The organism is Clostridium sp. AF32-7AC (assembly GCF_003477925.1).
Lineage (GTDB): Bacteria > Bacillota > Clostridia > Lachnospirales > Lachnospiraceae > Otoolea > Otoolea fessa.
The window spans coordinates 323039-347254 of the sequence record NZ_QUEG01000001.1; the positions used below are offsets into that span (position 1 = coordinate 323039).

A 24216-nucleotide genomic window follows, 5' to 3' on the forward strand; every position below is an offset into this window, starting at 1 on the left:
AGTGGCTCTTATTTTCCGGAATATCTATATTTAATAGAAGGGCGTCCACCGGTCTGGTAATCGATCATGCTGACCAGTTCGTTGGTTTCAACCAGGTAATTTAAGTACCGCCGGACTGTAATACGGGACAAATGAACCTGTTCCGAAATCTGTTCGCTGGACCAGACCTCCTCCGGATGTTCGGAGAGAAAGAGACGGATCAGTCCAAGGGTGCGTTCATTTAGGCCCTTTGTCAGCGGAGCGCTCTGGGAGGAGACATCCGGGACGGAGAAGAGGCGGTCGATCTCCGCCTGTCCCAGGTCAGAAGCGGACGCCGATGTTTTCAATTCCTCCTGACGTTTCGCAAATCGTTCCAGGGCAGCTTTGAAACGGTCATATTCAAATGGTTTGACGAGATAATCGGTGACGCCGCGGGAAATAAGCCGGCGGACGGTCTCTGCGTCGTTGGCAGAGGTTACCATGATGATCGCAGGGGTCATGCCAGCCGCGTGGAGCTGGTCGATAAATTCGTCACCGTTCATCTGAGGCGTGTAGTAGTCGAGAATAATCAGGTCAACCGTGCAGTTCTGCAGATACTGCAGGGCAAGGATGCCGTTTTTGAAAGTTGCCTCCACGTGAAAAGAGGAGGTCAGCTCGACATACTGTTTATTGATGGATGCAACCATCGGATCATCTTCTATAATAATGACTTTATACATTAGATTCTGTCTCCTTTCGGGTAAATGTCAGGGTGAAGCAGGTGCCCTCGCCAGGCTCTGTGTCGATATCGATGGTTCCGCCGTACTCCTCCATCAGCTCATGAACCAGGAAAAGCCCGGTTCCGCGGTTCTCGCCCTTGGAGGAAACACCTTTTTCGAAAATATGATCGAGCAGCTGTGGCTGTATGCCGTGCCCGGTGTCCTCGCAGGTGATGATGTTGACGTCTGGGCGGCAGTAGATGCCGATGTGGATCTCGCGCGGGCTTTCAGATGCGTTAATGACATCCGGACTGGCGGTGTGATCGTGGCTTAGCTCTTCAATGGCATTTTCCATCAGATTGCCGAGAATGGTGACAAATCCTTCCACCGGGATCAGCAGATCATGGTCGCGGCAGGTGCTGTCGGCGCTGACCTGCAGGCGGATGCCAAGCTCAGCGGCGTGCATCATTTTCCCGATCACAAGCGCACAGATTTTCGGAACGCGGATGCAGTTGGCTGTCTCACGGACGGACTGGCTGGAGACAAGGCTGCTGTTGGTGATAAAATTCATCGCCTGCTGAATCTCCCCGGTCTGTAGGTAGCCGAGAATGATGTGCAGCTTATTTAAAAATTCATGGTTGAACGCGCGCAGCGTGTCCAACATATTGTGGGCGCCGGAAAGCTCGTCGGAGAGACGCAGGAGGTCGGTGCGGTCAAATAAAACGATCAGGACACCCCGGCGCGCCTGTTTGCCGCGTCCATGGATCGGCACCTCCTTGACGATGAGCTGGCGTCCGGCGAAGCTGATGCTCTCGTGCGTTACACTTTCGCCGGTTTTTATAACCTGATCGAAAGCGGTCTGTGGAAACAATTCCTGAATCGTTAAGTGGGTGAGCGGAGGATCGTTTGCAGGACGACCGAGTATCGTGGAAACTTTCTGGTTGGCAAAGAGAATTCTGCCGTCCAGATCGGTTGCGGCAAGTCCCTCGTCGATCATATTCATGACCTCATCCTGGCGGGTATAAATATTGACGAGTTCTTCCGGGTCATATCCCAACAGGGAGTCGCGCAGCAGGGAGAACATTGTGTGCGTCAGGGAAATGCTGACGATCATCATGATCAGGAATATAATTATATAAAAGAACAGCAGACTGCGGTGCTGGGCGGACAGGGTAGCGGTGAACAGGGAAACCATCACAAAACCGACGATCTCTCCGCCGCTGTTTTTTACTGCGTGAAAGGCGCGCCGCTGCATGCCGTGCGTGCCGTAGCCGGTTGTGATATATGGATCGCTTCCTGCCAGAATAGCGTCCTCGTCACCTGCCACGTAGGAATCGCCGGTTTTCAGACGGTTCGTGTGGTAAAAGCGCAGTCCGTTTTTATCACTGATGACGATGACATTGATATCTGGTATATTCGAAGAAAGAGAATCCAGGTCGCGGGTCACGGTGGAATCAGGATAGCCGTTTTCCAGCATGGCGGCGACATCCGGAATTGCAGCAATATAAGAAGCAGTGCCGCTGATCAGCTTGTCCATATCCTTTCGCTGCCTGGAAATATCAAAAAACAGAGTAAAACCAAGTGAGATGAGCACCAGAGTAGCGGAAAGGAGCAGAAAGGATCGGTATAGATTCTGTTCCAGCGCTGATTTTCCTTCCTTTATCTTCATATATAAAACCTCCGGAATTTATTTTAGGAAATGATTTGATCCGGTCTGCAAAATGTGTAAACCAAAACGATGATTAAAGTTATTATAGTAAAAAAAGAAACGATCTGCAAGAAAGTGTGGAGGTTTACAAGGCGCTGGATGGCGAATTGCAAAGTGGCCGGGTTATTGTTCACGGGTAGGCACTTTTGGAACCGAAAGTGCCGTAAGAAAACGTGGTGGCAGCAGGAATTTGCCGTATTCAAATGCGAAGCCACGGAAAAAGGTTGAAAAACAAGAAGAGATCGATTAAAATGAAAATAGTTCGAATTAGAGCATTTGGTTAAAAAATTATGCAAAATTAAGGCTGTCAGCACAAAATTCCATTTAAGATATGACAATCCGTCGAAGTTGTGCGCAGCAAGAGAGAAAATACTGAATATTTGCTGTAAAATTTACAAAAAACCACTTGCTATTTTAGGAAAAGTTGGGTACAATACAAGCAGGGTTGATTAATATTTAACAATCATGAAGATGAATTTCTAGGAGGAATGAGATCATGGCAGTAAAAGTTGCAATTAATGGTTTTGGTCGTATTGGTCGTCTGGCTTTCAGACAGATGTTTGGCGCTGAGGGTTACGAAGTCGTAGCTATCAACGATCTGACAAATCCGAAAATGTTAGCTCACCTGTTAAAGTATGATTCTGCTCAGGGCAGATACGATGGACATACGGTAGAAGCTGGCGAAGATTATATTGTAGTAGATGGCAAGAAGATTACTATCTACGCAAAGGCAAACGCTGCTGAACTTCCGTGGGGCGAGATTGGTGTAGACGTAGTTCTGGAGTGTACCGGATTCTATACATCCAAGGCAAAAGCACAGGCACATATCGATGCAGGCGCTAAGAAAGTCGTTATCTCCGCACCGGCAGGCAATGACCTTCCGACTATCGTATACAATGTAAACCACAAGACACTGAAACCAGAAGATAAGATTATCTCCGCAGCATCCTGTACAACTAACTGCCTGGCTCCGATGGCTAAGGCATTAAACGATTATGCTCCGATTCAGTCCGGTATCATGTCCACCATCCACGCTTACACAGGCGATCAGATGATTCTGGACGGACCGCACAGAAAAGGCGATTTAAGAAGAGCAAGAGCAGGCGCTGTCAACATCGTTCCGAACTCCACCGGTGCTGCAAAAGCGATTGGTCTGGTTATTCCGGAATTAAACGGCAAGCTCATCGGTTCCGCACAGCGTGTTCCGGTTCCGACTGGTTCCACTACTATTCTGACAGCCGTTGTTAAGAAAGCTGACGTTACCAAGGAAGCTATCAACGAGGCTATGAAGGCAGCTCAGACTGAGTCCTTCGGCTACAACGAGGATGAGATCGTTTCTTCCGATATCGTAGGTATCCGCTATGGTTCCCTGTTTGATTCTACACAGACTATGGTATCTCCGATCGGTGATGACTTATATCAGGTACAGGTTGTTTCCTGGTATGACAACGAGAACTCCTACACAAGCCAGATGGTTCGTACAATCAAATACTTCGCAGAGCTGGCATAATTTTATCGATTCGATAGAAAATCATAAGGATTCAAGATGGGTCCGGTCCTCGGTCGGGACCGGACCTGTTTTTTATTCTTTTATAATGTAAAGGAGACAGGATATGCTGAATAAAAAATCCGTGGATGATATCAATGTAAAGGGCAAACGCGTTCTGGTACGCTGTGATTTCAACGTACCGTTAAAAGAAGGAAAGATCACCGATGAAAACCGTCTGGTGGCAGCGCTTCCGACGATCAAAAAACTGATTGCGGACGGCGGAAAGGTAATTCTCTGCTCCCACCTTGGCAAACCGAAGGGAGAGCCGAAGCCGGAGCTGTCTCTGGCACCGGTAGCCGTTCGTCTGTCTGAACTTCTGGGACAGGAAGTGAAATTTGCAGCCGATCCGGAAGTGGTTGGAGCGAACGCAAGGGCAGCCGTTGAGGCGATGAAGGATGGCGAGGTTGTTCTGCTTGAGAACACCCGTTACCGTGCCGAGGAAACCAAGAACGGTGAGGCGTTCAGCAAGGATCTGGCATCCCTGTGTGATGTCTATGTGGACGATGCATTTGGTACTGCACACCGCGCACACTGCTCAAACGTAGGCGTGACCCAGTATGTGGACACCGCAGTAGTTGGTTACCTGATGCAGAAAGAGATCGATTTCCTTGGAAATGCAGTGGATAACCCGGTTCGCCCGTTCGTTGCCATTTTAGGCGGCGCGAAGGTAGCCGATAAATTAAACGTTATCTCCAACCTGCTGGAGAAGTGCGACACGCTGATCATCGGCGGCGGCATGGCATTTACCTTCTTAAAAGCACAGGGCAAGGAGATTGGTAAATCCTTAGTCGATGATACAAAGTTAGATTATTGTCGTGAGATGGTAGAGAAGGCGGCGAAGCTTGGCAAGAAACTGCTCCTTCCGGTTGATGCAGCTGTAGCAGCATCCTTCCCGGATCCGATCGATGCACCGATCGAGGTACAGAATGTATCGGTTGACGCTATCCCGGCTGATACGATGGGACTTGACATAGGACCGGAAACTGCAAAGCTGTATGCAGACACCGTAAAATCTGCTAAGACAGTTGTATGGAACGGACCGATGGGTGTATTTGAGAACCCGACTCTGGCACAGGGTACAATCGCAGTTGCAAAAGCACTGGCAGACACCGAAGCAACCACGATCATCGGCGGCGGCGATTCTGCAGCAGCGGTCAACCAGCTTGGATTTGGCGACAAGATGACCCATATTTCCACCGGCGGCGGCGCTTCCCTGGAATTCTTAGAGGGAAAGGAGCTTCCGGGTGTAGCGGCAGCGAATAATAAATAAATGTTACTGTTTACAGGTAGGCACTTTTGGAACCGAAAGTGCCGTAAGAAAACGTGGTGGCAGCAGGAATTTGCCGTATTTAAATGCGAAGCCACGGCAAATTCCGTTACTGGGCACGTATGCGTGAACAGTAACAAATAAACAAACAGAAAAGAGGAATAGAATAGTCATGGCTAGAAGAAAGATCGTAGCAGGCAACTGGAAAATGAACATGACGCCGTCGGAGGCAGTAGCTCTGGTAGAGCTTCTGAAGCCGCTCGTTGTTTCGGAAGATGTAGACGTTGTATTCTGCGTACCGGCGATTGATATTATCCCGGTTGTAAAAGCGTGCGAGGGAACCAACATCGCAGTTGGCGCTGAAAATATGTATTTCGAGGAGAAAGGTGCTTACACCGGCGAGATTTCCCCGAATATGCTGACCGATGCAGGCGTTAAATACGTGATTATCGGACATTCCGAGCGCAGAGAATATTTTGCAGAGACCGATGAGACGGTCAATAAGAAGGTACTGAAAGCATTTGAGCACGGTCTGACCCCGATCATTTGCTGCGGCGAGACTCTGACCCAGAGAGAGCAGGGCATCACGCTTGACTGGATCCGCCAGCAGATCAAGATCGCATTCCAGAATGTGACCGCAGAGCAGGCAAAGACAGCTGTGATCGCATACGAGCCAATCTGGGCGATCGGTACCGGCAAGGTAGCGACCACCGAGCAGGCTGAGGAAGTGTGCGGCGCGATCCGTGCGTGCATCAAGGAAGTGTACGATGAGGCGACCGCAGAGGCGATCCGCATTCAGTACGGCGGTTCCGTATCTGCAGCATCGGCTCCGGAGCTGTTTGCACAGCCGGATATCGATGGCGGTCTGGTAGGCGGCGCATCCTTAAAGGCAGATTTTGGAAAGATTGTAAATTATAAATAAGAGATGAGCAAAAGGGGGCTGTCGCACGTGTGAGGCGTGGCAGTCCCCTTTTTGCCAGTAAAAAAAGAAGGTGAAGGTTTTGAACTGAAACAATCAAAATTGTTGGTTCATCCGGTTGTTTCAGAAAAAACGGTTCATTTCATGGAAGGAAAGGAAGAAGAAAGAGATGAAAAAAAAGCCAACCGTATTAATGATTCTCGATGGATATGGCATGAGAGATACCTGTGAGCACAATGCCGTGTGTGAGGCGAAGACACCGATCATGGATCAGCTGATGAGCCAGTGCCCGTTTGTGCGCGGCAATGCCAGCGGTCTGGCGGTCGGTCTGCCGGACGGACAGATGGGTAACTCGGAGGTTGGACATTTAAATATGGGTGCCGGACGTATCGTATACCAGGAGCTGACCCGTATCACGAAATCAATCGAGGATGGCGATTTCTTTGAGAATCCGGAATTTCTGGCAGCCGCAGACACCTGCAAGAAAAATGATTCCGCCCTGCATCTGTTCGGACTGGTATCAGACGGCGGCGTTCACAGCCATCTGACTCATTTATTCGGACTTCTGGAGTTCGCAAAACGTCAGGGACTTAAAAAAGTGTATGTGCACTGCTTCCTGGACGGACGTGATACACCGCCGACCTCCGGCAAGGAGTTCGTAGCAGAATTAGAGAAGAAGATGCAGCAGCTTGGCATCGGCGAGGTGGCTTCCGTGATGGGACGCTACTATGCGATGGACCGTGATAAAAACTGGGATCGTGTCCAGAAAGCTTACGATGTGCTGACAAAGGCAGAGGGCGAGAAGGCAGAAAGCGCGTGTGCAGGCATTCAGGCATCCTATGATAAAGAGGTAAACGATGAGTTCGTCGTACCGTTCTATGTAGAGAAGGACGGAAAGCCGGTTGCCACGATTCAGGATGGCGATTCCGTCATTTTCTTCAATTTCCGTCCGGACCGTGCAAGAGAGATCACTCGCGCATTCTGCGATGAGGGATTTACCGGATTTGCGAGAGAGAAGAAGCTTGACCTGACGTTTGTATGCTTTACCGATTACGATGAGACGATCGGGAACAAGCTGATTGCGTTCAAGAAGGAAGAGATTAAGAACACATTTGGAGAGTTCCTGGCGGCGCACCATATGACGCAGGCACGTATCGCCGAGACCGAGAAATATGCACACGTAACATTTTTCTTCAACGGCGGCGTGGAAGAGCCGAACGAGGGCGAGGACCGCATTTTGGTTCCGTCTCCGAAGGAGGTTCCGACCTACGACCTGAAACCGGAGATGAGCGCACCGATCGTGTGCGATAAGCTGGTGGAGGCGATCGAGTCCGGCAAATATGATGTCATCATCATCAATTTTGCAAACCCGGATATGGTAGGTCACACGGGCGTGGAGTCGGCTGCGATCAAGGCGATTGAGACCGTCGATGCCTGCGTAGGACGTGCAGTTGAAGCCATCAAGGCAGCCGGAGGCGTTCTCTTTATCTGCGCCGATCACGGTAATGCAGAGGTGATGGTCGATGAGGCAACCGGCGAGCCGTGGACCGCTCATACGACCAATCAGGTACCGTTTATCCTGGTCGGCGCTGACCCGGCGTACAAGCTGCGCGAGGGCGGACGCCTCTGCGATATTGTGCCGACGCTGATCGAACTGATGGGACTTGAGAAGCCGAAGGAGATGACGGGAGAGTCGCTGTTGGTGAAATAGGGAGAATTTTCGAATATATTAGGAAAGTATAAATATAACCGTCAATAAGAATCGGGAAAACTGCCATAAAGCAAGAAAAGATCATGAACAGAGAAATGGTCGGGGCTTGTTTTGTGGCAGTTTTTTGTTCACAGGTAGGAATTTTCTGAACTGAAAATCCCGTGAAAATCCCGTTACTTCTCTCTTCCATTTCATAAGAAAATAGGATAAAATAAAATCATCTATGTGAACCGCTCGGAGGCTGTTCCAGGGCAGACATTTTTAGAAAAGAAAGTGTTATGCGGAAAGGAAAATAGGATGGCAGCAGATTCACAGGGAAAACAGGAGGAAACAAGCATGAAGGTAGCGGTTGTTACAGACAGCAACAGCGGAATTACACAGGCACAGGCGAAAGAGATGGGCGTATATGTCCTGCCGATGCCGTTTATGATTGATGGAACCGAGTATCTGGAAGATATAAATTTGACACAGAAGGAATTTTATGAGCATCTGAGCGGGGATCACGATGTGAGCACATCCCAGCCGTCCCCGGAGACGATCTTAAATCTCTGGGAAAAACTTTTGGAGGAATACGATGCAGTTGTGCACATCCCGATGTCCAGCGGGCTTTCGAGTTCCTGCCAGACGGCAAAGATGCTGGCAGATGATTTCGACGGAAAAGTGCAGGTGGCGGATAATCACAGGATTTCCGTGACACAGCGCCGTTCGGTGCAGGATGCGCTTGACATGGCGGCAGCCGGCATGGACGCGGAGGCGATTTGCAAAAAGCTGGAAGAGACAGGTTTGGATTCAACTATTTATGTCACGGTTGACACATTAAAATACCTGAAAAAGGGCGGTAGAATCACACCAGCGGCAGCAGCGCTCGGAACACTTCTCCGTTTAAAACCGGTTCTGACGATACAGGGCGAGAAGCTGGACGCATTTGCGAAGGCGCGGACGATGAAACAGGCGCGTTCCATGATGATCACGGCGATCACCCGCGATCTGGAAAATCGGTTTGATGATATGACGGGAGAAAAAACGTATATTGATGTAGCGCATACCGACAATGATGAGATGGCGCAGGAGCTGGCAGCCGAGCTTCGGGAACTTTTCCCGGAGACGGAAGTCCGTGTAGAGCCGCTGTCCTTAAGTGTAGCCTGCCATATCGGACCGGGAGCGCTGGCGATTGCGGCAACGAAGAAGCTTGAAATCGGATCGTTGTTGTGAGAAACGCAGTTACGGAGCAGCATTTCGGGGTTAAAGTTCACAGCCAATGTCAGTAAGTTAAGCAACGCAAAGAGCGTGTGAACTGTAATCGTTCAGGACAGGAACATGAGAAGAATAGCAGAACATAAAAGAAAGATATGGAAAGCGATGGAGCACACGATTGGGATGCGAATCCCGCTGTTCCTTGCCTTTCTGATCCTGACGCTGGTTCCGCTTCTGGTACAGGTTCGTTTTACATCGGGGTATTTTTACCAGAGCCACGTGGAAGAACGGATGGCGGAAGCGCAGAACCGGTGTCTGATTTTAGCAAACAAGATACGCAGCAGTGATTATATCAATGTACTGCTGTCGGGAAATCCAAATCTGGCGCTGGATGCGGAACTTAGTACAACGGCGGATCTGATGAACGGAAGAATCGTGCTGGTGGACGACAGCTTTAAGATTTTGAAAGACACATTTGGTCTTTCCAGAGGGAAAACGCTGGTTGTATCGGATGTGTTAAAGGCATTTGACGGGGAAACTTCCAGCTATCTGAACCAGAAGAAAAAGTATTTCTATGTAGCGCAGCCGATTCAGGCAAAAAGCACGGATGCAGCGCCGATCGATTCGGATGTGGCAGCCGGAAATGGGAAAAATACGGCAGGCGTGCAGGGAGTCCTTCTTCTGATGGCGTCCACGGAAAATTCGGCGCTTTTGCAGGAGAAAATTGTGCATAAGACGGGATTTTTGCAGCTCGTTATGTTCTGTTTTATTCTGATCGCAGATTTATTGGCGGCGGCTTGCCTGCTGAAACCATTCCGCCGCCTGCAGCAGCAGCTCGATATGGTGGCAGAGGGAAATCTGGATCAGGATATTGATGTAAAAACGTACCGGGAGACGCGGGACATTTCGGAGGCAGTCATGCAGACCATCCGGAAACTGAAAAACCTGGATCAGTCGCGTCAGGAGTTTGTTTCCAACGTGTCGCATGAGCTGAAAACACCGCTGACTTCGATAAGAGTGCTGGCGGATTCTCTGATGGGGATGGAGAACGCCCCGGCGGAGCTATATCAGGAGTTTATGCAGGATATTTCGGCGGAGATTGACCGCGAGGGCAAGATTATCGATGATCTGCTGACGTTAGTCAAAATGGATAAATCATCGCCGGATTTGAATATTGCCCAGACTTCGATCAATGGTCTTCTGGAACAGATTTTAAAACGTCTGACCCCGATCGCGAAGCGGCGGAACATTGAGATCACGTATGAGAGCAAGCGGGAAGTATCGGCAGATGTGGACGAGGTAAAGTTGAGCCTGGCACTTTCGAACCTGGTGGAAAATGCCATCAAGTATAACCGCGAAGAGGGAAAAGTCTGGGTGACGCTGGATGCTGACCACAAGTTCTTTTATGTGAAGGTAGAGGATAATGGCGTGGGAATCCCGAAAGAATTCCAAGAGCGCGTATTTGAGCGTTTTTACCGTGTAGATAAGGCGCGCTCACGCGAGACAGGCGGTACCGGGCTGGGGCTTGCGATCACAAAGAATATTATTCTTCTTCACCAGGGCGCGATCCGCCTGAAGAGTGAAGAAGGCAAGGGAGCAACCTTTACGGTGCGGATTCCGTTGAATTATATTCCGTAGACAGCGTGGTTCTGGGCGGTTTAGAGGTTCGAGAGGGTTGCTGGTGCTGCGGTGTTCGAATGTTTCGGTGTTTGAATGCTGCCGTGTTCGAATGTTTCAGTGTTTGAATGTTGCAGTATTTGAGTGTTGCAGTGTTCGAATGAGAGGTCAGGGAAATGTCTATTGTGAGATAGATTGCAAAATAACAACAGGAAATAATAAATGGAGAAAATAAGAAAAAAAAGCTCTGGAAAACGGGCAGGAAGTGTAAGTTTGCGGCTGATCCTTTGCCTGGCATGTCTGCTTCTTCTGGGCGGATGCCGAAAAAAAGAAGAGGTGCATCCGACGGCGGGCGAGGACGGAGTCTATCAGATTTATTATCTCAATTCGACGCGCACGGGGCTGGCGAGTGTTTCCTATCAGACGGAGACGACGGACGCTGAGATCCTGATCGGGGAGCTGGCGGGGCAGATCCTTGCGGCGCCGGAAAACCCGGAGTATCAGGCAGTTTTAAGCGATAAGGTTGAATTCCTGGATATTAACCGGGACAATAACGTGCTGACGCTGAATTTTAATCAGGAATATATGAATATGAAAGCGTCGAGGGAGATTCTGTGCCGGGCGGCGCTGGCAAAGACCTTTACACAGGTTAAGGGAGTCGATTATATCAGCATTAATTGCGAGGGACAGCCGCTTCTGGACACACATGGAAACCCGGTGGGCGCGATCGCAGGAAGTGATTTTGTAGACAGTATTTCGGATGTCAATTCCTATGAAAAAGTAGAGCTGACCCTGTATTTTGCCAATGAAGAAAAAGATGGTCTGGTGGCAGAAAAACGGGAAGTATTTCACAGTATGAACACGTCGCTGGAACGCCTGGTAGTGGAACAGCTGCTGGCAGGTTCCCAGAATGGCGGGCTTTCAGTGATGCCGAAAAATACAAAGGTATTAAACGTATCACTGACAGATAATACCTGCTATGTCAACCTGGATAGCGGTTTTATTTCCGGGGATATCGATGTGGCGGAGTATATTCCGATTTACGCGATCGTCGATTCGCTGACAGAGCTTCAGACGGTAAATAAAGTACAGATCACGGTCAATGGCTCGGCAGATGTGACGTACCGGAATGTGATTTCGCTGGTGCAGCCTCTGGAGAGAGAGGAGAAGTATATTGTGAAGTAACTGTCAGACAGAATGTATATGCCATATTTGGAAGAGAGCAGCAATGGGATTTTGTTGATGTTTTGTAGAATACAGGAAAAGAGGAATTGAATATCAAACGACCGGTAATGTGGATGATGGTGGCTTTCGTACTTGGAGAGGTCGCAGCGTACCAGATGGGCATGACGGTGTGGTTTATAATTGCAGCAGCGCTTTTTTTGTTTCATAGGAAATTGTGTCCTATGAAACACAAGGCACATTCTTTTTCACCTGCAGTCATAAAAACAGCAGAAGGACGGGTAGATTCGGACTTTCAGACAGACGCAGAACGCGTCTGGAATTGGAAAGATCCGATGATGTGCCGTGTCTTTCTGCTGTTTTTCTGTTTCCTGGCAGGATGGGGACGGATGACGGTGGAAATGCGCCCGGATGCGCTGGAACGGATGGTAACGCAGAAGGGCGGTTCGACAGAGGTGGCGGTATCTGGAACACTGGATTCTGTTTCGGAAAAAAATGGGTGGTGTACGATGATTTTGACGGGGGTGGAGGTAGAGGATGAAAGTGTAAAAAAGGTACTGATATCGTGTAAAAGCGATTTACTGGATATGTGTGAAGAGAAAATTCTGCCACCCTGCGGAAGTCAGATTCATCTGACGGGAACTGCTGAGTTTCTGGAAGAAGCGCGCAATCCGGGGCAGTTTTCGTATCGGATGTATTATCGGGGACTAGGAATCAGAAACCGGGTGACGGCGGATCGGATTTTTATTTCAGAAGGAAAAAGTTCCCCTCTCCGAAGTCAGGCAGAATGCTTCCGGGCGTACGCGACGGCTGTTTTTCAGGAAATCTGTGTTCCAGAAGATGCAGGGATTTTCCAGGCAATTTTGCTGGGGGATAAATCCGGGTTATCGGAAGAGCTGCGCGAACGGTTTCAGGATAATGGGATTGCACATATTCTGGCGGTCAGCGGACTTCATGTCTCTTTGATTGGCATGAGCGTTTACAGCGCCCTGCGTTTGGGGGGCATATCGTATGGATGGGCGGGACTGGGTGCTTCAGCGCTTCTTACCTTTTATGGTTTTGTAACCGGATTTGGAGCATCGGTATTCCGGGCGGTATTTATGGTAGAGGTGTCCTGTCTGGCGGCATATCTGGGGCGGAGTTACGATCTGCTGAGTGCGCTGTCACTGTCTTTGATTTTGCAGGCGTGGCAGTCGCCGTATCTGCTCTTTTCGGCGGGATTGCAGCTTTCCTATGGCGCGGTTGCCGCGATTGGGCTGGAGACGGAGCGGCTGCGGAAAGTGGGAAAAAAGAGAAAAGAGCGGGAAGAGGAGGAACAAGAGAAAGAAAAAAAGAAAGGATATGAAACATTCATGCTTAGCTCGGCAATTCAGCTTTATACGATGCCGATTCAGCTGTATCACTATTTTACATTTCCAATGTGGGGAATTTTTCTGAATCTGATCGTGATACCGCTTCTCACGTATGCAGCCGGAAGCGGTCTGCTGGCGCTTGGAATTTACAGTATAGCGTTTGTGGGAGGAAAAATGGGGGAAATGGGCGGAGGCAGTAGCATTGCGGGAGTGCTTTCGGCTTTTGGGGGTGCAGCATCAGGAATATCAGAAATACCAGAAATATTCAGAATAGCGGCAAGTGCATGTACGGGTCCGGGGCATTATATTTTTCAGTTGTATGAATGGCTTTGCATCCAGGTGGAACGCGTGCCGTTTCATTCCATCGTGGCAGGACGCCCGGAAATGTGGAAAATAGGGGTGTTTTATGTGGCGCTGGGGATTCGATATGTGTGGAGTGTGGGAGAAGCAAGAGAGAATTTAGGGAGAAAAGGGATTTTTCGGTTTCCAAAAGACTGGAATGCACAGGGAAAAAATAGTGTATTTATTGCTGTGGCGGTAGTCTTTTTAGTGGTTAAGCCTGTTCATGGCTTTCAGAGCTGGTTCCTCGATGTAGGACAGGGCGACGGCGTCTTTCTGCGGACGCGGGATGAGGCAATTCTTTCGGACTGTGGCAGCAGCCAGGATAAAAAAATCGGGAAAAATGTGCTGGGACCATTTTTGAAAAGTCAGGGAATCCGCACGCTGGACTGGATTCTGGTCAGCCATGCGGATGCGGATCACACGAACGGGATCGAGTGGCTTTTGAAGGAGGAGGCAGATATCCGGGTGCGGAATCTGGCACTTCCGGCGGCGGGAAAAGGGCAGGAGGCATATAAAAAACTGGAAACTCTTGCCAGAAAACGGGGTGCGGAAGTCTATTATCTGCATCGGGGAGAAACGGTGCGGGCGAAAAGCCTGGCGCTTCGGTGCCTGTACCCGGAGGCGGGGGAAAAGCCGGTCGAGGAGCGAAATAGTCATTCACTGGTGTTTGATGTCACGTATGGAAAGTTTCGTATGCTTCTGACTGGAGATATTGGAGTGGAGGAAGAAAGAGATATTCTGGGAATGGAAGAGGACAAAAAGGGGGAAAAAGTGACACTGTTAAAAGCTGCACACCATGGTTCGAACGGTTCCTCCTCAGAGGAGTTTTTGGAGTGCTTTTCCCCAGCTTTCACGGTGCTCTCTTATGGAGAGGGAAATACTTACGGGCATCCGGCACCGGAGGCGGTGGAACGTCTGGAACAGACGGGAACGGAGATCTGGAGAACGGCGGATTCAGGGGCAGTGAATGTGTGGACGGACGGGAAACGTATGTATATCAAGGGATATAAGAAACAAGATTATGGGAAGGAAAGAGATAAAAACAGATAAAAAACTAATTGTTAACTATATAAAAATAATAGGTTGACAATAGAAAAAGGCTATGTTATGCTTGCAATCAGTTCTGCATCTGTTTCGACTACCCGGGATCTGGAACGGCCGCTGCTGTTTTAGATGGTTGGAACAGGGGTTGCGGAGAGAAATTTATGTACATGTGCGAGAATAGAATGGCTTCGGATGCCTGAAATCATTCAGATAACCAAGGAGGAAAAAGGTTTGAAACACATGAAGACAAAAGATTTAGTTTTGTGTGCGATGTTTGTCGCACTGATTGCAGTGGGAGCATTTATCAAGATACCGGTTCCGGTGGTTCCGTTTACATTGCAGTTTTTATTTACGATGTTGGCAGGTCTGCTTTTAGGTCCGGTCAACGGGGCGCTGGCGGTTGTGGTTTATATCGTATTAGGTTTAATTGGACTTCCGATTTTCGCACAGGGCGGCGGACCGGGATATATTTTCCAGCCGAGTTTTGGATATATCATCGGATTTGCGGTTGCGGCGTATGTGAATGGTAAGATTGCCAATGCCAAGACGCATCCGAGTTACCGGCGCCTGCTGGGAGCTAATTTTCTGGGACTTTTTATTGTCTATGCATTTGGAATGATTTATTACTACGTGATCAGTAATTTCTATCTGAATTCGCCGATCGGCGTAGGAGCGCTGTTTTTATATTGCTTTGTTCTGGCAGTTCCGGGCGATATCGTGCTCTGTATTGTGGCTGCCATCATAGGAAAACGGATGATTCCGCTGATTCAGGGAGGGAGACTTGGATAAAAGATGAGCAAGGGGATTTTTATAACAGGTACGGGAACGGATATTGGAAAAACGTATGTGACAGGCTTGATTGTGAAAAAACTGCGGGAGAGCGGCGCGGATGCGGCGTATTATAAAGCGGCAATGAGCGGCAATGAGCGGCGTGTGGATGGAAGCCTGATTCCAGGAGATGCCCTGCAGGTAAAAACAATGTCGGGAATCGGGCAGCCGCTTGAGGAAATGTGTCCGTATGTGTACGAGACGGCGGTATCGCCGCATCTGGCATCCCGTCTGGAGGGCAACCCGGTCCAGATGGATCGGGTGCTGGAAGATTTTCACAAAGTCTGTGAAGAATATGAGTATGTGACGATGGAAGGAAGCGGCGGAATTCTCTGTCCACTCTGCATAGACGAAGCGGATATCCGTCTTCCAGAAGTAGTAAAAGCGTGCGGGCTTGGCTGCCTGCTGATTGCAGATGCGGGGCTTGGGACGATCAATGGCGTGGGGCTTACTGCCTATTATCTGAAACAACAGGGAATTGCCCTGAAAGGAATTATTTTCAACCATTATGAGACGGGGAATCTGCTTCATGAGGATAACCGGAAAATGTGTGAATATTACACGGGCATTCCGGTTGTTGCCTGTGTGGCGGATGGGGATACGGAGCTTTCCATGGATGCGGAGACGCTGAAAGGGCTGTATGCGTAAGACAGAAGATAAAGGAGAAGAAAAATGATCTGGTATCCATATGAACAGTTAAAAACAATGAAAGCACCTTATGAGATCGTGGATGCGAACGGGGTATATCTTTACACGAAGGATCAGAAGCTGATTGATTCGGTTTCATCCTGGTGGAGCGTGATTCATGGATATAAACATCCGGTGATCAATCAGGCAATTATTTCACAGGTGGAAAAATTTTCTCATGTGATGCTGGGCGGGCTGACGCATGAGCCGGCGCGCAGGCTTTCAGAAAAATTGGCATCCTGGCTGCCGGGCGATCTGGACTACTGCTTTTTTTCAGATTCCGGCAGCGTGGCGGTTGAGGTAGCGCTGAAAATGGCGCTGCAGTATTATATGAACCGCGGCGATGAGAAGCGGACGATGATTCTGGCGCTGGAACACGCGTACCACGGCGATACCTTTAAGACGATGGAGGCAGGCGATGATGAGGACTACCATTTTGTGCTGAAAGCCTATGGTGCAAGCCCGTATGTGGTTCACATTCCGACGGAGATCCCGGCGCTGGAGAAAGCATTTGAACAGTATCATGACAAGTTGAACTGCGTGCTGGTGGAACCGCTTTTACAGGGTGCTGGCGGAATGCGGATGTACGACATTTCATTTTTGGAGAAGGCAAGGGAACTCTGTGATAAGTACGGCGTGCTGTTGGTTTTTGATGAGGTGGCAACCGGATTTGGCAGAACCGGAAACCGCTTTGTGGCAGATCGGGTGCTACCGGATATTCTGGTTCTCGGAAAGGCATTGACCGGCGGTTACATTGGTCATGCGGCGACTGTGGCAAATAAAAAGGTATTTGATGGATTTTTCGATGATAACCCGGAACATGCGCTGATGCACGGACCGACCTTCATGGGGAATGCCCTCGCGTGCAGTGCAGCGCTTGCCTCGATCGAGCTGTTTGAAACGCAGAACTACATGGAAAAGATTCAGAAGATCGAAGCCATCACCCGCCGGGAGATGGAGGGATTTACCGATCCGAGAATCAAGGAGGTCCGCATGATGGGCGGATGCGTCTGCGTCGAGGTATATGATCCGGCAGTCCTGAAAGGATATCAGGAATATGCGTACAAACGCGGCGTGTTCAGCCGTCCGTTCTTAAATTATCTGTACGCGATGGTTCCGTATATTATCAAGGAAGAAGAGCTGGTGCAGGTGCTTCAGTGCATGAAGGACTGGTTTGCGCGGGGATAGGTAACGAAGAAACGTAACTGCTCACAGGTGGGAATTTTCTGAACTGAAAATCCCGTATGCGTGAACAGTAACAGACATCTATCTTAGAATAAAAAATAATTTAAGTATTTCTTTCTGAATGAATTTCATTTATGATAGAAGATATGGAGTATTGTTTTAAGAAACGATACATGGATTGTGTTGCCTGCGATTGTGAATGGATAGGACAGAAGCAATCAAAATTCTAGTATAAAACTAACATTCGGGGAGAAACCAATATGAAAGAACAAATGAAGAAAATAGCGCTGCTATCGCTGTCATTGATACTGACATCGGCGTATTCTGTTTCGATCGTGCTGCCATCGCTGCTGCAGCATTTCAGTGAATATACAACCGCACAGGTGGAGATGTTGATCTCAGCACCGTCGTTTGCGATCACTGTCATGATCGTGCTGAATGCATGGCTGTCGCGTTATATGAAAGACCGTCCAATGATTGTGGGCGGTCTGCTTCTTTTATCGGTCAGCGGCATGGTACCGGTGTTTGTACAGGAATATCCGGTGATGTTCGCGTCCAGGATTTTCCTGGGGATCGGGATTGGGCTCATTAATGCGAAAGCAATCAGCATTTTCAGTGAATATTATGAAGGCAGGGAAAAAGCGGCGCTGCTCGGATACCGCGGATCGGCGGAGGTGCTGGGAAGCGCGGTTATGACGCTGGTTGCTGGAAAATTGGTGTTGATCCGGTGGAATCTGGCATTTTGGGTGTATGCGCTCGGATTTGTGATTGTACTTCTGTATCTTGTATGGGTTCCGGGGAATATGGAGATGGGACAGAGTGCGGGCTCACAGAGTGCAGGGGCAGAGAAAGAAAGTCTGGAAGCGGAGGCAGATGGAAAAAGAGAATGCTGGAAAAAAGAAGTCCTGCCCATTGCTTATGCACTGTTTGCGGGATTTGTCATCTGCATCTACTGTTCCAATTCCCTGCGTGTCCCGATGCTGATTTTGGAGAAGAAACTTGGAACGGAGTCGGAAGCCAGCATCATTCTCACGCTCATGATGCTGATGGGAATAGCTGCCGGTGTTTATTTTGGAAAACTGACGATGTGGTGGAAGGAAAAATTGCCGGGGGTTGGATGCCTGATGCTTGGAGCGGGGATGCTTCTGACCGCATATGCGGGCAATCTGCCGCTGATTGGAATTGGCATTAGTATCGTTGGATTTTTCTATACCGTTCTGGTTACCTATTCCTTCCACCAGATTTCCGAGCAGATTCCGCAGTCTTCTATCAATACAGCCACATCAATCGTGCTGGTCGGCTGCAATCTGGGAGCGGCGTGTTCGCCGTTTGTGCTGAAATGGATGGGAAGATTCAGTGAGGGCGTGAGCGTGCCGTTTGTGGGGTATGCGGGGATGATGGGAGTATTAGGAATCGTTCTGATAGTAGTCACGGGAAGAAAGAAATAATACAGTAAACCAATAATAGGAATGACGGCAAAATCTGCAACCAGAACTGTATCGTACGGAATCTTCAGTTTAGAAAATTCAGAAAATTCCTACCTGTGAACAGTTATCTGAAATCGAACGTTTGTACTGATTTGTTCTGCTTTTATGTATACATTCATGAGTGGATTTGGTATAATAGAAATACTTAATGGGATTTTTTGTGTACTAGGAAATTCCTTGGAATCCCCTATTACACAAAAAGGCACATTCTTTATTTGTGAATTATATCAAATCAGGAGAAAGCAATGGATCATTTTGAGTTGGTATCAGAATACAGCCCGACCGGCGACCAGCCGCAGGCGATTGAAAAGCTGGTGGAGGGCTTCAAGGAAGGAAATCAGTTCCAGACATTACTGGGTGTAACGGGCTCTGGCAAGACGTTTACGATGGCAAATGTGATTCAGAAGCTGAATAAGCCGACGTTAATTATTGCACATAATAAGACGCTGGCAGCCCAGCTTTATTCGGAAATGAAGGAATTTTTTCCCAATAATGCGGTGGAATACTTTGTCAGCTACTATGACTACTACCAGCCGGAGGCTTACGTCCCGTCCACGGACACATACATCGAGAAGGATTCCTCCATCAACGACGAGATCGATAAGCTGCGGCATTCAGCGACGGCGGCGCTGTCGGAGCGGCAGGATGTGATTATTGTGGCATCGGTTTCCTGTATCTATGGTCTGGGAAGCCCGATCGATTACAAAAACATGGTTATTTCCCTGCGTCCGGGCATGGAGAAGGACCGCGACGAGGTCATTCACAAGCTGATCGACATTCAGTACAGCCGGAATGACATGGATTTCAAGCGAGGTTCGTTCCGGGTGCGCGGCGATGTGCTGGAGGTATACCCGGCGTATTCGGGCGGCGATGCGTACCGGATTGAGTTTTTCGGGGATGAGGTAGACCGGATCACAGAGATTGACACGCTGACGGGCGAGATCAAGGCGCAGTTAGGACATATCGCGATTTTCCCGGCATCGCATTATGTCATCCCGAAAGAGCGGATGGAGATTGCGGCAAACAATATTTTAGAGGAAATGAAGGAGCAGGTCGCTTACTTTAAGAGTGAGGATAAGCTTCTGGAGGCACAGAGAATCGCGGAGCGGACGAATTTTGATGTGGAAATGATGCGGGAAACAGGCTTCTGTTCCGGTATCGAGAATTATTCGCGTCATCTGATTGGTTCGAAACCGGGAGAACCGCCGTGTACGCTGATGGATTATTTCCCGGATGAATTTCTGGTGATTGTGGACGAGTCGCACATCACGCTGCCGCAGGTGCGCGGTATGTACGCGGGCGACCAGTCGCGCAAGAAAACGCTGGTGGAATATGGCTTCCGCCTGCCATCGGCGCTGGATAACCGACCGTTAAATTTTGAAGAATTTGAGAGCAAACTGGATCAGATTCTCTGCGTTTCAGCAACACCGGGCGAGTATGAGGCAGATCATGAGCTTCTGCGGGCAGAGCAGGTGATCCGTCCAACGGGACTTCTTGATCCGCCGATTGAGGTGAGACCGGTCGAGGGACAGATCGACGATCTGATTTCGGAGGTCAACCGGGAGGTGGATCGAGGGTTTAAGGTGCTTGTTACGACGCTGACAAAGCGGATGGCAGAAGACCTGACCGACTATATGCGCGATGCGGGAATCCGCGTCAAATATCTGCATTCGGATATTGACACGTTGGAACGCGCCCAGATTATCCGGGATATGCGTCTGAATGTCTTCGATGTGCTGGTCGGCATCAATCTGCTTCGTGAGGGTCTGGATATCCCGGAGATTGCGCTGGTGGCGATTCTGGATGCGGATAAAGAGGGATTCCTGCGTTCGGAAACGTCCCTGATTCAGACGATTGGCCGAGCAGCGCGAAATTCCGAGGGGCATGTTATCATGTATGCAGATTCGATCACGGATTCGATGCGGGCGGCGATCGAGGAGACGGAGCGGAGACGCGCGATTCAGCAGGCGTACAATGAGGAACATCACATTACGCCGACGACGATCAAGAAAGCTGTCCGGGATCTGATCACGATCTCGCAGGCAGCCGAACCAGTTACGAATAAGGTAACAAAGGATCTGGAATCGATGGATCGCCAAGAATTAGAAAAACTCGTAAAGGAACTGACGAAGAAGATGAATCAGGCGGCAGCCGAGCTGAATTTCGAGGAAGCGGTCGTGCTGCGTGACCGTATGGTAGAGGTCAAGAAAATGTTGCTGGATTTGGAAAATTCGTAAATCAGAGGGTGATTGGTATGGAATATGGCGCGCTGATGGAGATGGCGGTCCGGGCGGGGGAGATCATGCTGGCGAGCGGAGCGGAGGTCTACCGTGTGGAGGACACGATTCACCGTATTTTAAAGCATTCAGGGATTGCACGGGCAGATGTGTTTGTCGTGACGACGGGGATCGTGGCGACGATTGCGGATGCATCACTTCCGCCGCTTACCTTGGTAAAACGGGTGGAAAACCGGGCAACGAATTTGAACCGCATCTATCAGGTAAACAATGTTTCAAGGGAATTTTGCAGCGGAAAATTGTCCGTCGGGGAGGCGCAGGAACGACTGGATCGGATTGCTAATACGACATTATATGGATTCTGGAAGAAATGCATTGGCTATGCGGCAACGACGGGATTTTTTGCGGTGATGTTTGGAGGCGGTCCGGGCGAATGCCTGGTGGCGGCTGTCGTGGGAGTTGTTCTTGCGTTTGTCCTGCGGGCGGCGTCCAACCTTATGCTGAATGATTTCTGTCAAAATGCACTTGGCTCGTTTGCGCTGGCGGTTGTAGCGTATCTGCTGCGCCGTGGGGCATTTCTGGGAATGAGCCTGGATGTAGTGATTATCAGCGCAATCATGCCGCTGGTGCCGGGGGTCACATTTACGGCAGCAATCCGCGATACGCTGAATGGAGATTACAGTTCGGGAGTCGCGCGGATGGCGGAGGCAGTCGTGGTGGCGCTGGCGGTTGCGTCGGGCGTCGGTCTGGCGATCGTGGCAGTCCGGCTGGCGGGAGGATCGGTATGACAGAGATGATAAGAGAATTGATGATCCAGAGCGTGGGGGCATTTCTGGCGGTTTTTGGTTTTTCCCTGCTGGTCGATATGCCGCGGAAATATCTGGTTTATGCGGGCATTACCGGAGGTGCCGGATGGCTGGCGTACCTGGTATCGATGCAGGTGGGAACCTCGCAGGTGGCGGCGGCATTTTTTTCCAGTCTGGCAGCGGCTCTGCTGAGCCAGGTATTTGCACGCGTGTTAAAAGCGCCCGTCACGATCTTTCTGGTGGCAGGAATCCTGCCGACGGTGCCGGGCGCATCGATCTACCGGAGCGTCTATTTTCTGATACAGGGACAGACAAAATGGTACAATTTTTATCTGATCCAGACGATCCAGATAGCGGGGGCGATGGCGGTTGCCATCTTTATTGTGGATTCACTGTTCCGTCTGCTCCGGAATAAAGCGTCGTAGTGGAACTGGGCGGCAGGTAGAGACAGCCCTGAATCCTGCTAAAATAATAAATATGATCTGACAGGCGGTCTTCAGCGGGCACATCCGACTGATTGATCGCCTGAACCATTTCATTGAGTTCTTCCGGCGGAAGGGAGACGCTGCTGGGAGTGAGAAGCACTTCATGGATGCTGGATGGAAGGATAATCAGATCTTCGCCCAGGCTTTCGGCAAACTCTTTTAAGACGCGGGGATAGAGCATGCAGGCAGCGCCGTTGATGCCGTGCGAATTTGTCAGAACGTAGAGAGCGACCGATGGAAGAGCTTCCGTTTCAACGATGTCCTCCATTTCGAGCTGATTGAGGGTGGATTCGATGGAGCTGATGTGGTACGGCAGTATGCGAGGTGTATTTTCTTCCGCCAGTATGCCGAGCTCTTCCAGAGAAATATCCCACAGGGCAAGATGGTCGCTGTGTACCAGGGTCGTCATCTGCCCCTCCTCATTGTCAGTGAGGATCAGATAGAAAACGATCGCCAGATCGAGATACGGAATATGCGGGACGTGGGAGAGAAGCACCTTATTTTTAGCGGCGTGGATCAATTTGTAGGCAATCCGGCCGCGTACGGCATCAAAATCACGCAGTTCCTCGCAGATATCCTCCGAAAATCCTGGATTTGTCTCATACACCATCAGGATCTGATCGGTAATAATGGAGAGCGGCATCCCTTCCTCCGCTTCATTATAGTAGGCGTTCAGATAGACAGTCGGTGATAACCGTGAGCCGGGTTTCGTAAAGCTCAGCCCGTCGAGCATCAGTCCATTATTTTTCAGAACACGCCGCAGGGAGACGTTGGCTTTTTTGTTGAGGCGCGTCTGCACCATCGACTGGATTGTTTTCAAAAAAGTTTCATAGACCATAGAGTACCTCCTGAAATAAAATTGCAGATAGGGGATGCCCGCTTGCTCATGTAGGTTATGAATTTCAGCAAAATGAGAAACAGTTTCCCCGTGTGAATAAGTTTTAAGGAATCAAATCAAGAAGCAGTCATGAAGTTTGAGATGTGAAGAAAGATTGCTTAGTGATTAAAAAATAAATAAAAAGTTCAGAGTTTTAGCGTTTACCTTTTGAGTGCGTAAGTATGAAAATAGTCATGGAAATCATCGAAAAAACTGAACATGAGAATCGCAGGAACCAGTAAGATGTGAAAAAATTGCCTGCATATAAAGAAGCAGGTGCCAAATGCACCGATATCATGATTATACTGGAAAATGGGAAGATTGGCAAGAAAAATAACAGGGAAAAAAGTGAAGTTCTGGTTGCGGATTGTTACTGTACACGGGTAGGCACTTTTGGAACCGAAAGTGCCGTAAGAAAACGTGGTGGCAGCAGGAATTTGCCGTATTTAAATGCGAAGCCACGGCAAATTCCGTTACTGGACACGTATGCGTGTACAGTAACTGCGGATTTGTTGCTGTTCACGCATACGTTCCCAGTAACAGTTTGCATGACGCTCATAATGTGTGAACGATGATAAATAAAGAGATAAGATGGCGCGACTACGAGACGAAAACTAATAGCTGGCATTCATGATGAAAATAAAACTGAAAAATAACAAGAAAATACAAAATTAGTATTGACAAAATGCGACATATGTATTAGAATAAAACCATCAAAAGAAACAAGAAATAAAACAAAAAAAGAAGGGAGCTGATTCCACCGAAAACATAAAACTGGTTCAATTTTTTAATAAAAAAATTGAACAAAGGAAAACCAAAATCAACAAGTAAAAATCAGTCAATCATCTATCATACATATTTAGAAACAGGATTCGGTTTAGTGATATGACGAGAAAGTATCATTAAAAAGAAGCGTTTTTTAAAAGAGAGATAGATAAGTGAAAAAAGAAAAAAATAAGATTGAACGATTCAGAAATTGTTGAAAAAGGAATCAAAATTGAATAAAGGAAAAGTTCAAAGAAAGAGGTATCATCCAATGGACGAGATAGTTTAAAGGGTATC

18 protein-coding genes are annotated in these 24216 nt (G+C 49.0%); 15 read left to right on the top strand and 3 right to left on the bottom strand.

Annotated features, from left to right (window positions below; all coding sequences use genetic code 11):
* Positions 1 to 8: 8 nt before the first annotated feature.
* Both DWZ45_RS01615 and DWZ45_RS01620 read right to left on the bottom strand, forming a co-directional pair.
* Positions 9 to 698 carry a response regulator gene (locus DWZ45_RS01615; protein WP_117795944.1) on the bottom strand — a complete coding sequence of 230 codons (690 nt, stop codon included), beginning with the start codon at positions 696 to 698 and terminating at the stop codon, positions 9 to 11.
* Positions 691 to 2346 (bottom strand): ATP-binding protein, encoded by a 1656-nt coding sequence (locus DWZ45_RS01620; RefSeq protein ID WP_118467257.1) that lies wholly within the window; start codon positions 2344 to 2346, stop codon positions 691 to 693. The genes DWZ45_RS01615 and DWZ45_RS01620 overlap by 8 nt, the downstream gene beginning before the upstream one ends.
* A gap of 535 nt (positions 2347 to 2881) precedes the next feature.
* Here DWZ45_RS01620 and gap point away from each other — a divergent pair.
* The 15 genes from gap to DWZ45_RS01695 all read left to right on the top strand — a co-directional run bounded on the left by gap (position 2882) and on the right by DWZ45_RS01695 (position 22217).
* On the top strand, positions 2882 to 3895 hold the full coding sequence (gene gap / locus DWZ45_RS01625) for a type I glyceraldehyde-3-phosphate dehydrogenase (RefSeq protein ID WP_022359484.1): 1014 nt from the start codon (positions 2882 to 2884) through the stop codon (positions 3893 to 3895).
* Between the two features lie 103 nt (positions 3896 to 3998).
* Complete coding sequence (locus DWZ45_RS01630) at positions 3999 to 5204, top strand: phosphoglycerate kinase (RefSeq protein ID WP_118467259.1); 1206 nt, start codon at positions 3999 to 4001, stop codon at positions 5202 to 5204.
* Between the two features lie 169 nt (positions 5205 to 5373).
* Positions 5374 to 6123: a triose-phosphate isomerase gene (gene tpiA / locus DWZ45_RS01635; RefSeq protein ID WP_022359187.1), complete on the top strand. Its 750-nt coding sequence runs from the start codon at positions 5374 to 5376 to the stop codon at positions 6121 to 6123.
* A gap of 166 nt (positions 6124 to 6289) precedes the next feature.
* Positions 6290 to 7831, top strand: coding sequence for a 2,3-bisphosphoglycerate-independent phosphoglycerate mutase (gene gpmI / locus DWZ45_RS01640; protein ID WP_118467261.1), 1542 nt, complete (start codon positions 6290 to 6292; stop codon positions 7829 to 7831).
* A gap of 336 nt (positions 7832 to 8167) precedes the next feature.
* Positions 8168 to 9043, top strand: coding sequence for a DegV family protein (locus DWZ45_RS01645; protein WP_107001290.1), 876 nt, complete (start codon positions 8168 to 8170; stop codon positions 9041 to 9043).
* 105 nt (positions 9044 to 9148) lie between these two features.
* The gene (locus DWZ45_RS01650) at positions 9149 to 10663 is read left to right on the top strand and encodes an ATP-binding protein (protein WP_118467263.1); all 1515 of its coding nucleotides are present in this window, start codon (positions 9149 to 9151) and stop codon (positions 10661 to 10663) included.
* A gap of 201 nt (positions 10664 to 10864) precedes the next feature.
* Positions 10865 to 11827 carry a GerMN domain-containing protein gene (locus DWZ45_RS01655; RefSeq protein WP_118467265.1) on the top strand — a complete coding sequence of 321 codons (963 nt, stop codon included), beginning with the start codon at positions 10865 to 10867 and terminating at the stop codon, positions 11825 to 11827.
* Positions 11828 to 12048: 221 nt separating this feature from the next.
* On the top strand, positions 12049 to 14568 hold the full coding sequence (locus DWZ45_RS01660; protein WP_243015323.1) for a ComEC/Rec2 family competence protein: 2520 nt from the start codon (positions 12049 to 12051) through the stop codon (positions 14566 to 14568).
* A 234-nt stretch (positions 14569 to 14802) separates the two neighbouring features.
* Positions 14803 to 15351 carry a biotin transporter BioY gene (locus tag DWZ45_RS01665; protein ID WP_227589440.1) on the top strand — a complete coding sequence of 183 codons (549 nt, stop codon included), beginning with the start codon at positions 14803 to 14805 and terminating at the stop codon, positions 15349 to 15351.
* Positions 15352 to 15354: 3 nt separating this feature from the next.
* The gene (gene bioD / locus DWZ45_RS01670; RefSeq protein WP_118467270.1) at positions 15355 to 16038 is read left to right on the top strand and encodes a dethiobiotin synthase; all 684 of its coding nucleotides are present in this window, start codon (positions 15355 to 15357) and stop codon (positions 16036 to 16038) included.
* A gap of 24 nt (positions 16039 to 16062) precedes the next feature.
* Positions 16063 to 17265 carry an adenosylmethionine--8-amino-7-oxononanoate transaminase gene (gene bioA, locus DWZ45_RS01675; protein ID WP_118467272.1) on the top strand — a complete coding sequence of 401 codons (1203 nt, stop codon included), beginning with the start codon at positions 16063 to 16065 and terminating at the stop codon, positions 17263 to 17265.
* 257 nt (positions 17266 to 17522) lie between these two features.
* Positions 17523 to 18710, top strand: a complete 1188-nt coding sequence (locus tag DWZ45_RS01680) for an MFS transporter (protein WP_118467273.1) — start codon at positions 17523 to 17525, stop codon at positions 18708 to 18710.
* 284 nt (positions 18711 to 18994) lie between these two features.
* Positions 18995 to 20986 carry an excinuclease ABC subunit UvrB gene (uvrB, locus tag DWZ45_RS01685; RefSeq protein WP_118467275.1) on the top strand — a complete coding sequence of 664 codons (1992 nt, stop codon included), beginning with the start codon at positions 18995 to 18997 and terminating at the stop codon, positions 20984 to 20986.
* A 17-nt stretch (positions 20987 to 21003) separates the two neighbouring features.
* Positions 21004 to 21774: a threonine/serine exporter family protein gene (locus tag DWZ45_RS01690; protein WP_118467277.1), complete on the top strand. Its 771-nt coding sequence runs from the start codon at positions 21004 to 21006 to the stop codon at positions 21772 to 21774.
* The gene (locus DWZ45_RS01695; protein WP_227589434.1) at positions 21771 to 22217 is read left to right on the top strand and encodes a threonine/serine exporter family protein; all 447 of its coding nucleotides are present in this window, start codon (positions 21771 to 21773) and stop codon (positions 22215 to 22217) included. The genes DWZ45_RS01690 and DWZ45_RS01695 overlap by 4 nt, the downstream gene beginning before the upstream one ends.
* On the opposite strand, the gene DWZ45_RS01700 is transcribed toward DWZ45_RS01695, so the two are convergent.
* Positions 22171 to 23115 (bottom strand): DUF5688 family protein, encoded by a 945-nt coding sequence (locus DWZ45_RS01700; RefSeq protein WP_118467279.1) that lies wholly within the window; start codon positions 23113 to 23115, stop codon positions 22171 to 22173. The genes DWZ45_RS01695 and DWZ45_RS01700 overlap by 47 nt on opposite strands.
* Between the last annotated feature and the right edge of the window lie 1101 nt (positions 23116 to 24216).